This window comes from Actinophytocola sp. (genome assembly GCF_045807065.1).
In the GTDB taxonomy this organism is placed as follows: Bacteria; Actinomycetota; Actinomycetes; order Mycobacteriales; family Pseudonocardiaceae; genus Actinophytocola.
Genome location: NZ_JBJMIE010000437.1, coordinates 1 through 10,726, shown reverse-complemented (window position 1 = coordinate 10,726; position 10,726 = coordinate 1). Strand labels below are relative to the sequence as shown.

The 10,726-nt window shown below is 71.7% G+C and carries 10 protein-coding genes; 5 read left to right on the top strand and 5 right to left on the bottom strand.

Going from position 1 to position 10,726, the window contains the following annotated elements; all coding sequences use genetic code 11:
- The coding region (locus ACJ73U_RS25800) for a hypothetical protein (RefSeq protein ID WP_407780290.1) at window positions 1–469 on the top strand (469 nt) is incomplete at its 5' end.
- Window positions 470–494: 25 nt separating this feature from the next.
- Window positions 495–1,019, top strand: a complete 525-nt coding sequence (locus ACJ73U_RS25795; protein ID WP_407780289.1) for a hypothetical protein — start codon at window positions 495–497, stop codon at window positions 1,017–1,019.
- A gap of 50 nt (window positions 1,020–1,069) precedes the next feature.
- On the opposite strand, the gene ACJ73U_RS25790 is transcribed toward ACJ73U_RS25795, so the two are convergent.
- Entirely contained in the window at window positions 1,070–4,360 is a 3,291-nt protein-coding gene (locus tag ACJ73U_RS25790) for a GH92 family glycosyl hydrolase (protein ID WP_407780288.1), read from the bottom strand.
- A gap of 28 nt (window positions 4,361–4,388) precedes the next feature.
- On the opposite strand from ACJ73U_RS25790, the gene ACJ73U_RS25785 reads away from it, so the two are divergent.
- A complete protein-coding gene (locus ACJ73U_RS25785) occupies window positions 4,389–5,216 on the top strand; it encodes an SCO6745 family protein (RefSeq protein WP_407780287.1) in 828 nt (275 codons plus the stop codon).
- A gap of 90 nt (window positions 5,217–5,306) precedes the next feature.
- The gene (locus ACJ73U_RS25780) at window positions 5,307–7,160 is read left to right on the top strand and encodes an ABC transporter ATP-binding protein (protein ID WP_407780291.1); all 1,854 of its coding nucleotides are present in this window, start codon (window positions 5,307–5,309) and stop codon (window positions 7,158–7,160) included.
- Here the strand turns inward: ACJ73U_RS25780 and ACJ73U_RS25775 are convergent.
- The 4 genes from ACJ73U_RS25775 to ACJ73U_RS25760 form a co-directional block, all read right to left on the bottom strand.
- Window positions 7,157–7,819 carry a hypothetical protein gene (locus ACJ73U_RS25775; RefSeq protein ID WP_407780286.1) on the bottom strand — a complete coding sequence of 221 codons (663 nt, stop codon included), beginning with the start codon at window positions 7,817–7,819 and terminating at the stop codon, window positions 7,157–7,159. The genes ACJ73U_RS25780 and ACJ73U_RS25775 overlap by 4 nt on opposite strands.
- Entirely contained in the window at window positions 7,807–8,607 is an 801-nt protein-coding gene (locus ACJ73U_RS25770; protein WP_407780285.1) for an ATP-binding cassette domain-containing protein, read from the bottom strand. The genes ACJ73U_RS25775 and ACJ73U_RS25770 overlap by 13 nt, the downstream gene beginning before the upstream one ends.
- Entirely contained in the window at window positions 8,604–8,987 is a 384-nt protein-coding gene (locus ACJ73U_RS25765) for a hypothetical protein (protein ID WP_407780284.1), read from the bottom strand. The genes ACJ73U_RS25770 and ACJ73U_RS25765 overlap by 4 nt, the downstream gene beginning before the upstream one ends.
- A 479-nt stretch (window positions 8,988–9,466) precedes the next feature.
- A complete protein-coding gene (locus ACJ73U_RS25760) occupies window positions 9,467–9,781 on the bottom strand; it encodes a PadR family transcriptional regulator (RefSeq protein ID WP_407780283.1) in 315 nt (104 codons plus the stop codon).
- A 90-nt stretch (window positions 9,782–9,871) separates the two neighbouring features.
- Here ACJ73U_RS25760 and ACJ73U_RS25755 point away from each other — a divergent pair, with 90 nt between their 5' ends.
- Window positions 9,872–10,624, top strand: coding sequence for a GNAT family N-acetyltransferase (locus ACJ73U_RS25755; RefSeq protein ID WP_407780282.1), 753 nt, complete (start codon window positions 9,872–9,874; stop codon window positions 10,622–10,624).
- Window positions 10,625–10,726: the final 102 nt, after the last annotated feature.

Sequence of the window (10,726 nt, the reverse complement as noted above, 5' to 3'; positions counted from 1 at the left end):
GCCACCCGAGTACAGCTCGGGTCCGATCCCGCGGCCGGGCACCGTGACCGCGGCCGCCGTACTGGGCTACGTCGAGGCCGGCATCACGCTCATCCCGACGATCCTCATCCTGATCGGCCTCGCGAGCGGGGACAACAACAACGCGAACGGCAGTGACCTCGCGTTCTCGTGGATCCTGGTGATCGCCCAGGTCATCGGCGCCGCACTGCTGATCGCCGGCGGCGTGCAGATCATGGGCGGGAAGAGCCGCACACTGTTGGTCGTCGGCGCCGCACTGGAGATCGTGATCTGCCTCACGTGGATCATCCGGATCGCGGCGATCGACTCCGGGGGCATCGACATCGTCGACACCGGTAAAGGGATCGTAATCGGTGTCGGTATCTTCTTCGCCATCATGCCGACGATCACGCTCGTCATGTCGTTGGGTGGTTCCACAACGCAGTTCCTGCAGTCACGTCGCGGACACTGAAGCCGCGCGAGAGGGGTAAACAACAATGTCACAGCCGTACGGGCAGCAGCCCGCGGGCGACTTCAACGAGGGGCAGTCGGGCTACGGCGCGATGCCGCCGGCGCCACCGGAGCACAGCAGTGGTCCGGTGACCCGACCCGGTGGGGTCACCGCGGCGGCGGTGCTGGCCTTCGTGCAGGCGGGTATCACGCTGATCTGCACGATCTTCGCGCTGGTCATCTTCGGCGCGGTGTCCAGCCAAGTCGGGGAGACCGAGGCCAAGTTCGGCGTCAAGGTGGACAAGGGACTACTGGCCCTGGGGTGGATCGTGGCCATCGCGGGCCTGGTGGGCGCGGGTCTGCTGATCTGGGCTGGAATCAAGACGCTCAGTGGCACGGCAGGCAAGCTGATGGTCATCGCTGCCGGCCTGCAGATCGTGCTGTGCATCGTGTGGTTGGCGGCGTTGGGTGGCGGGATCATCGCGATCCTGCTCGTCGTCATGCCGATCATCTCGCTGGCGCTGGTGCTCACCGGCCCGGCCAAGCAGTTCGAGGCGTCGCGCCGCGCCTGACGTTCTTCCGCACACAGGGCGCCTTCCCGCTTCCGGGGAGGCGCCCTGTGTCATACGAGCAGCTCCACCTGGGCCAGCGTCACGGGCTCGCCACCGGCGCTCTCGGTGACGTCCAACCGGTACTGCCGGTAGGCGCCGGGGTTGGCGACCCTGAACGCCCGGGTCTGGCGGCGCCACCGGAACCGCTCGCCGGTGCGCTCGTCCAGGACCGTCCACCGTGCACCGTCGGCGGAGCCGCGCAGCGTCCACGAGCGGGGGTCGTCGCCGCGGGAGCCGGAGGTCAGCGTGTAGTACCGGACCGTGGCTCCGCTGTGTGGCAGCTGGTAGGCGAGCCACGGGGTCGCCGTCCTGAACGTCACCTGCGTGCGGCTGGTGTCGTCGAACAGGGCGGCCACGTCCATGCCGTCGCTGCCCTCGCCGTGGCCGCCGGTCGTGTTCGTGATGTCCCGCAGGGGGATCGGCACTTCGCCGTCCGGGGTGAGCGACGGCGGCAGCGCGTCGGGGTTGCAGCCCCAGGTGGACGGCCGGGAACCCATGCGGAAGTCGAGCGTCGCGCCGCCGGCGAGCACCTCGTGCGGCAGGTGGACCCGGTCCCACGGCTGGCCGTTGACCGAAAGCCCCTGCACGTACACGTTCTCCGGGCTGTTGTTCGGCGCGTTGACCACGAGCTCGTTGCCGTTGTCCATGCGCACGACCGCGTGCCGGAACAGCGGTGAGCCGATGACGTACTCGGGGCTGCCGACGCGCAGCGGGTAGAAACCGAGCGCGCTGAACAGCCACCACGCGGACATCTCGCCGTTGTCCTCGTCGCCGCAGTAGCCCTGGCCGATCTCGCTGTCGGCGTAGAGGCGGGAGAGGACCTCGCGCACCTTCTCCTGCGTCCGCCACGCGGCGCCCGCGTAGGCGTACATGTAGATGATGTGGTGGGACGGCTGGTTGCTGTGGCCGTACTGTCCCATGCGGACGTCGCGGGCCTCGGTCATCTCGTGGATGGTGCGCCGGTACGCGCCGCGGTCGCGTCCGTTCTCCGGCGTGGCGAAGAACTCGTCGAGCTTGGCGGCCAGTGCCTCGCGACCGCCGAGGAGGTTCGCGAGACCGGCGCCGTCGTGCGGGACGCTGAACGCGGTGTTCCAGCCGTTGGTCTCGACGAAGTCGCCGCCCCATGCCCGCGGGTCGAACCTGTCGGGCGCGTGCCGAGGCCGGCCCTTCTCGTCGCGGCCCTGGAAGAATCCCGTCCCGGGGTCGAACGCGTGCACGTAGTTCAGCGCGCGGCTGGTGAAGTACTCGTGGCTCTCGGCGTCGCCCATCTCCTCGGCGAGGGCCGCGATCGCGAAGTCGTTGACGCAGCCCTCGAGCGTCCACGAGAGGCCGAACTCGGTCGAGGTCGGCGTGTAGCCGAGGAAGAGCGCGCGGTCGATGCCCTTGCGGCCGACGCCGCCGAGGTCCGGGGCGACGGTGGCGTTGCGCAGCGCGGCCTCGTAGGCGGAGCGGATGTCGAAGTCGCGCACCCCCTTGCGGTAGGCGTCGATGAACGCGACGTCGGAGCTGGTCCCGGTCATGAGGTCCGCGTAGCCGGGGGAGGACCAGCGGGCGATCCAGCCGCCGTCGCGGTACTGCTGCACGAACCCGTCGATCAGCTCGCCGGCGTGGTTCGGGGTGAGCAGCGTGTACGCCGGCCACACGGTCCGGTAGGTGTCCCAGAAGCCGTTGTTGACGTAGATCCGGCCCGCCTGGACGGTCCGTCCCGTGTGGGTGGGGGTGTCCTTCCTGGCCGCGGGCCTCACGGGGCTGGTGTAGGCGATGGTGGGGACCTCGTCGGTCCCGGTGTTCTCGTGGCCGCGGTTGGGGTAGAGGTAGAGCCGGTACAGGTTGGAGTACAGGGTGGTCAGCTGGTCCTCGGTGGCGCCGTCCACCCGCACGCGTCCGAGGAGGGCGTCCCACTGGTCGGCGGCGCGGTCGCGGACGGTCTCGAACGTGTCGTGGTCGGGGATCTCCAGCCACAGGTTCTTCTTCGCCTGCGCCACGCTGATCAGCGAGGTGGCCACGCGCATGGTGACGACGGTCGGGCCGGTGAGGTCCGGCTCGAACCTCAGGTAGCCGGCGACCTTGCGGGAGAATCCCCGCCACAGCCGGCCGGTCGCGGAGATGGTGCGGTCGAACGTGGCGTGGACGAAGAGCCGGCCGGCGCCCTCGGACAGTCCACTCCGGACGTCCGAGTAGCCGGTGACCACGCCGGCCACCGGGTCGAGGGTGAGCCGGCCGTGGCGGGTGATGTTGTCGAAGACGAGGTTGGCGTCCTCGCCGGGGAAGGTGAACCGGAGGATCGCGGCGTGGTCGGCGGGCGCGATCTCGGCGACGATGCCGCTGGTGAACCGCACCCGGTAGTGGTGCGGCCGGGCCAGCTCGTTGCCGTGCCGGAAGGTGAGCTTGCGCCTGCGGCGCCGCGAGCTGGGCCGTTTCGGGGCGGCGGAGGGCAGGATCTGGAAGGTCTGCCGGTCGCCCATCCACGGGCTGGGCAGGTGGCTCGCGGCGAGTGCCTCCAGGGCGGGGAGGTTCTGGTCGTCGTTGTGACGGTGGTAGCTGTAGAGCCAGCCCCGCGCGCCGGCGTCGGTGACGGGGGTCCAGAACGTGAAGCCGTGCGGGACGGCGGTGGCGGGGATGGTGTTGCCGCGGGAGTACGCCTTGGTGGAGTCGGTGCCGCGGGTGGTGATCACGTGGTCGACCGGGCGCCGCTCGGGCTGGGTCGGACGCTCGGTGATGGCGACGTCGTCGAGCCAGCCGGCGTACTCGGTGGGGCCGTTCGGGTTGTCGTAGGCGAGCAGGACGCGCGCGATGGTCCTGCCCTTCGCGACGGCCCCGAGCCGGATCCTGCGCAGGTTCCACTGGTTCGGGGTGAGCGCCTTGGACTCGCCCTGACCGCGGGCGGTGAGCGGGAAGCCGAGCTGGTCGCGGGCGCCCAGCTCGCTCAGGTAGGTGCCGTCGTCGAAGGCGAGGTCCAGCGCGACGTACGTGCCGGCGAAGTCGTCGCCGGTGAACTCGGGGAAGATGACGTAGGACAGCACGGTGTCCTCGGTGACCGGCAGCTCGAGCAGGAACAGTCTGTTGGTGGCGCTGCCGGGGCCGGGTGCGGTGTGCGTGCCGGCGTAGCGCAGGGCACGCAGGCCGGTGAACCCGACCTTCGGCTTGGCGGTGGCCGGTTTCCGGGGACCCCCGCCCTCGCGGGTGCTCATGGTGGCGCCCGCGGCACGCGGCGCGCCAGTGGCGTCGAGGTCGGTCGCGTCGATCCAGGTCAGCGGCGGATCGGTGTTCTCGAACGACGAGAGGAAACCTCGGGCACTCATCACCGGTGCGATCCTATTGAATGGGGGCATGCACGCCGCGCGTCGACTCTGGACCACGCTGGAACCACTGCACGCCGTCACCTACTTCGCGCCGGAGTGCCGCGCCGCGGGCAAGGCGATCGGGCTGCGGGGCTACTGGGACACCTACTTCGCGTTCCGTTCCGCGCCACTGGGTGCGGTGTCGGCGCCGGCCGTGGTGGGGATCTTCGGCGTGTTCGGGCCGGACATGGTGGCCCGGTCGTTGCCGTCCGCGTGGTCGCGCGCGTCGGCCGCGGACTGCCTGGCGGCCCGCTCGGCGCTCGGCGTCGAGGTGCTGCGGGGGATCGGGGTGCCGGCCGACGCGTGCGCGGCCGCGCTGCCGCTGCTGTCGGCGGCCTCGTTCGAGCCGACCGGGCGGCCGTTGGGAAGCGCGAACGCCGCGTTGCCGCTGCCGGAGGACCCGGTCGCGGCGGTGTTCCAGCTGGCGACGACGCTGCGGGAGCACCGCGGTGACGGGCACGTCGCGGCTCTGGCCACGGCCGGGTTGTCCGGGCTCGACGCGACGCACCTGCAGCTGGCGCGCAACGGGTTCCCGCCGGAGGGGATGCGGGAGATCCGCGGCTGGTCGCCCGAGGAGTGGGCGGAGGCCCGTGCGTCGCTGGTGGCGCGTGGACTGCTGACCTCGGAGGGGCTCACCCCGGCCGGTGTCGAGCTGCTGGACTCCGTCGAGGAGACGACGGATTCCCTTGCCTGGCAGGGCGGTCTGTCGGCGGTGCCGGTGGAGGAGGTGGTGTCGGTGCTCGCGCCCGCGCTGGACGCGGTGTGGGCGTCGGGACTGGTGCCCTCGCCGAACCCGGTGGGCGTCCCGCGCACTTGACCTCCACTTCGGTCCAGGTCCTGGCGTCGATCCGTAATTGTCGGTGGATCGTGCGAGGGTGCCGTCATGGACATGGAGACCACAGCGTGGATGTCGCTCTACAACACGGTGAACGCGACGGACGACCGCCGTCCGTTCTCGATGGCGACGTTGCGCCGGATCAGCCGCTTCGCGCGCCCGCACAGACGGTTGCTCGCGTGGTTCCTGCTGCTCAGCGTGGTGACGGCGGTCCTGGCGGTGGCCACGCCGGTGCTCGCCGGCTGGGTGGTGAACGCGATCGTGGCGCGGTCGTCGCTGCGGCTGGTCGTGGTCCTGGCCGTGCTGATCGCGGTGATCGCCGTCGCGGAGGCGGTGCTGGGGGTGGTCGCGCGGTGGCTGTCGGCGCGGATCGGTGAGGGGCTGATCCTGCACCTGCGCACGGCGGTGTACGACCACGTGCAGAAGATGCCGGTCGCGTTCTTCATGCGCACCCGGACCGGCGCGCTGGTGTCGCGGCTGAACAACGACGTCGTGAGCGCGCAGCACGCGTTCTCCTCGACGCTGTCCGGGGTGCTGTCGAACATCGTGATGCTGGTGCTGACGCTGGCCGTGATGGTCGGGGTGTCGTGGCAGATCACGGTGCTGGCGCTGGTGCTGTTACCCGTGTTCGTGCTGCCGGCGCGGCGGATGGGCGCGCGGCTGGCGCGGCTGGAACGCGAGGCAGCCAACCACAACTCGACGATGAGCACGCAGATGACCGAGCGGTTCTCGGCACCCGGCGCGACGCTGGTGAAGCTGTTCGGCCGGCCCGCCGACGAGTCCGCCGAGTTCGCGGCGCGGGCGCGGCGGGTCGCGGACATCGGCGTGCGCACGGCGATGGCGCAGGCGGTGTTCGTGACGGCGCTGACGCTGGTGTCGGCGCTCGCGCTGGCCCTGGTGTACGGGGTCGGCGGGTGGTTCGCGTTCGCCGGCACGCTCGAGGCGGGAGCGGTGGTGTCGCTGGCGTTCCTGCTGACGCGGCTGTACGCGCCGCTGACGTCCCTGGCCTCGGCGCGGGTGGAGGTGATGAGCGCGCTGGTGTCGTTCGAGCGGGTCTTCGAGGTGTTGGACCTGCGCCCGCTGATCGAGGAGAGTCCGGCCGCGGTGTCGGTGCCGGACGGTCCGGTGTCGGTGGAGTTCTCGTCGGTGTCGTTCGCGTACCCGGCGGCGTCGGAGGTGTCGCTCGCGTCGCTGGAGGAGGTGGCGAAGCTCGACACGCGGGGCGGGGTCGAGGTGCTGCACGACGTGTCGTTCCGGGTGGAGCCGGGTCAACTGGTGGCGCTGGTGGGGTCGTCCGGGGCGGGGAAGTCGACCATCGCGTCGCTGGTGCCGCGACTGTACGACGTGGACGCCGGGGCGATCCGGCTGTCCGGGGTGGACGTGCGGGACGTGTCGTTCGCGTCGCTGCGGGAGTCGATGGGCATGGTGACCCAGGACGGTCACCTGTTCCACGAGTCGGTGCGGTCCAACCTGCTGTTCGCGGCGCCGGGGGCGTCGGAGGCGGACATGTGGGAGGTGTTGACCCGTGCCCGCCTGGACACCCTGGTACGCGCCCTGCCGGACGGCCTGGACACGGTCGTGGGGGAGCGCGGTTACCGGTTGTCGGGCGGTGAACGCCAGCGCCTGACCATCGCCCGGCTGCTGCTGGCCAAACCGCGACTGGTGATCCTGGACGAGGCGACGGCCCACCTGGACTCGACCTCGGAGGCGGCGGTACAGGAGGCCCTGGCGGAGGCCCTGTCGGGGCGCACCGCCCTGGTGATCGCCCACCGCCTGTCGACCGTGCGGGCGGCCGACCAGATCCTCGTGGTGGAGGACGGCCGCATCGCCGAACGCGGCACGCACGAGTCGCTGCTGGCCGCGGGAGGGAGGTACGAGGAGCTGTACCGAACCCAGTTCGCCGAGACCGCGCCGGTCGCCTCCTAACGCCGGTTGTGCACGGCCACGGTCGCCGCGGCGGCCAGGGCGGACAGCGCGAGGCCGAGAGCGGCTTGGGCCGCGAGGGTTGCTGTCGCGCCGGGGGTCGTCGTCTCGGCGTCCAGTGCGCGGACGGTCAGGCCGATGGGTGGGAGCCACATCTGGGTCGCCGTGAGGAAGACGACGCCCCCGCCGGCGACCACGCTCCAGCCGATGCCGTCGATGACCGGCCTGGCGCACAGCAGGCCGACCGCCGTCCCGGTGGCGGCCGCCGCGACGTGGGCGAGCGCGCCGGCCACGACGACCGGGGCGGGGAAGGCGTACCGCGTGGACAGCACGGGCCAGCACACGGCGATGGCGGCGAGTGCGGCGTCGGCGAGCAGGCACGTCAGCAGGACGCCGGCGGCGACCCGTCCGGGTCCGCCCGCGGCGGCGATCGTCACCTGCCGTTGGGTCGGGTCCTCGGTGTTGGCGACCGTCACGGCGAGCCAGCACGAGACGGGGTAGAGCACGAGGACGGTGACGATCCACAGTTCGGGCGGCGGCCCGGGGTCGCCGTTGAACAGTGGCGCGAGAAGGAGGACGTACAGGAAGGCCGGCAGCAGAAACCGTTGGGAGCGCACGAGGTCCGCGCCGAGATACCGCACGAGCCCGGTCAGTCGACGCATTCGCGCACCTCCCGCACCGAGCACCCCAGGCGCAGGGCCGCGATTAGCAGGGCGTCGACGTCACCGGGCGGCACCCGGAGGGAGAGCTCGCCGGCGTGTCGTTCGACGGCGCCGAACCCGCTCAACCGCTCGGCGGCCTGATCGGGACGGGCGCAGCGCACGGTGACCGCGACCGTGCGGGGGCCGGCGTTCGCGTCGGTGAGCCCGCCGCTGTGCAGGAGCACGCTCCGGTGCCCGACCAGGGTCTCCGCCGTGCGGGTGTGGTCGCTCACCACCACGGCGACACCGCCGGCGACGAGCTGCTGGAGGGCGGTGGTGAGCACCGGCCGGGCCTCGGCGTCGAGCCCGGACCACGGCTCGTCGAGCACCAGTAGTGGGGCGCCGGAACACAGGGCCTGGGCGAGCCCGACCTTCTGCGCGTTGCCCTTCGACAGCCGGCTCATCGGCGTGCGGAGCCCGCCGCGAAAGGCGAGGCGCTCGAGAAGCGCGGCGGGATTTCCCGTAGTCGTTGGCCGTATTCGCTGCATGTGCCGGAGATACGCGCCGGCGGGCATCCGCAGCCGCGCGGGAAACCGGTCGGGCACGTAGCCGACGGTGGCGGGCCGACCCAGCACCCGCCCGTGAGTGGGCGCCAGACTCCCGACGACGAGCCGCAGCAGCGTGGACTTGCCGGCCCCGTTGGGCCCGTGAACGACGAGCACCTCGCCGCCCCGGACCTCGGCGTCGACCCCGGCCACCACGAACGGCCCGCGCCCGTACCGCTTGGCCACCCCGACAAGCCGGATCACCGGCGAACCCGCCAACTCGTGGCGACGGTGGCCGGCACCGCCGTGAGGAACCCGAGGACCTGACGCCGCGCTTCGGCGTTCGACGCGCAGGCATGCAGGACCGAGCGAACCTCGGCGCGCCAGAGTTCCCGCTCCCCGGGCGGCAGCAGCCAGGCGAGGTGCCAGAGCAAGGTCGTCCCGCCGGGAAGGCACCGCCGAACCCCCCGAACCAGGGCGGCCGCCCCCACGAGCGCGGCAACCCACAACCACACGGACCCGAGAACCCGAACCGCGCCGTCGGGCGCCGCGAGCAGCGCCCCGGTGGCCACCACCAGCCCAACCCCGAGCCACGGCCGCCCGACACGCACGCCACCCCCCACCACCACGACAAGGAAGACCACCGGCGCCACCCACCCACTCCCACCCACCGCGAGGCCCAGCCCCACCGCACCGCCACCCCCACCTACGAGGGCGAGCGGCCCCACACCCTTCCCACCGAAACGAACAGGACGATTCACCTGCCCATCCGAGCCGGGAGTGTCAGGGCTGTTCGTGGGTGGTTCGGCCCGCGAAGTGGTGTCACCTCGTCGCCAGTCGCCTGGGTCGAGCGCGTGTGGGCTGTCGGTGGGCGGCTCGGCAGTCGAGGGGGCGCCGTGTCGCGGGCGAACGTCTGGATCCCGCGGGCCAGGCGAGACGGAACTCGGCGACGAGAGGCCTGCATCGTCCGAACCGACGGTGTTGCCGGGAGGCCCGGCGGTGGAGATGGCACCATCTTGCCGCCAGCCGCCTGGGTTCCGTGATCCGGAGGCGTGAGAGCTGTTGAGCGGCGGGGCGGTCGTGGTCGGTCGATCCCGGTCCGCCGCTGGGCCTGCGGAGGTGGTCACGCCTGCTCACCTCCCGGTTCCGGGGACAGCAGGCCCGTCAGGCGGGTCCGATGCCGGGCGGACTCGGTCAGGGCGTTGATGGCGCGGGCGCGGCCCTCGGTCGTCAGCGCGTAGTACCGCCGTGGCGGGCGGCCCTCCGCCTGGGCCGCTTCCGCCTGTTCCCATCTGCTCGTCACCCAGCCGGCCGTGGTCAGGCGTTGCAGGATCGGGTAGATCGTCCCCGCTGGTAGGCCGCTTTCCTTGCTCAGTTCGAAGCCCCACGTCTCGCGTGCCAGCAGGACGGCCAGCACGGCCTGGGTTTGCAACGTCATGCGCGGCATATGGAGAACTCTATATAGGCGACTACACCGACGGCTAGGTAGGAATGACTATTCAGTTGAGTGCATGGTTACTCTCGTGACGTGTTCGAGGAGCTGATGCGTGCGGGATGGCCCGCGATCGAGGAGATCCCCGTGGACGGGTGGCTCGCCCGCTTCTCGGGAGGCGTGACGCAGCGTGCCAACTCCGTGCTGCCGCTGGCCGCGTCCGCCGACATGACCGCGGCCCTGGAGCAGGTCGAGAAGCTCTATGCCGACCGGGGACTGCCGGTCGTGTTCCAGGTCGGGGAGCAGGACACCGAGCTGGACCGGGTCCTCGACGCGCGGGGGTACGCGTCCGGCTCGCCGACCGTCGTCCAGACCGCCGTGGTCGACATCGTGCTCGCGGCCCTCGGGACGCACCAGGTCGACGTCGCCGAGGCGGCGGACGCCGCGTGGCTCGGGCTCTGGTGGGCCGTCGACGGGCGCGGGGACGCCGCCGCGCTTGCCGTCGCCGAGAAGATCCTCGGCGGCGGGCCTGCCCTCTACGGCACCATCCGCGACGCGCGCGGGGCCGCCGCGGTCGGGCGGTTGGCGCTGGTCGGGGAGTGGGGTGGGCTGTACTGCCTCGCCGTGCGGCCCGACATGCGGCGGCGTGGGCTCGGGGCGGCCGTCCTCGCCGGGTTGCTCACCTCGGGACGGGAACGCGGCATCACGCGGTCATGGCTGCAGGTCCGCGCCGAGAACGCGGGTGCCCGGCGCCTCTACCAGCGCGCCGGGTACACCGATGCCGCCCACTACCACTACCGCTCACACCGTCGACAGGAACCTGTCCAGGGCGTTCACGCCGAAGCGTAAGGCCTCGACCGGCACCCGCTCGTCCACGCCGTGTGCCATGCGTTGCAGGTCGAAACCCGCAGGCACGTACAGCGGCGCGAACCCGTAGCAGTCGATCCCGAG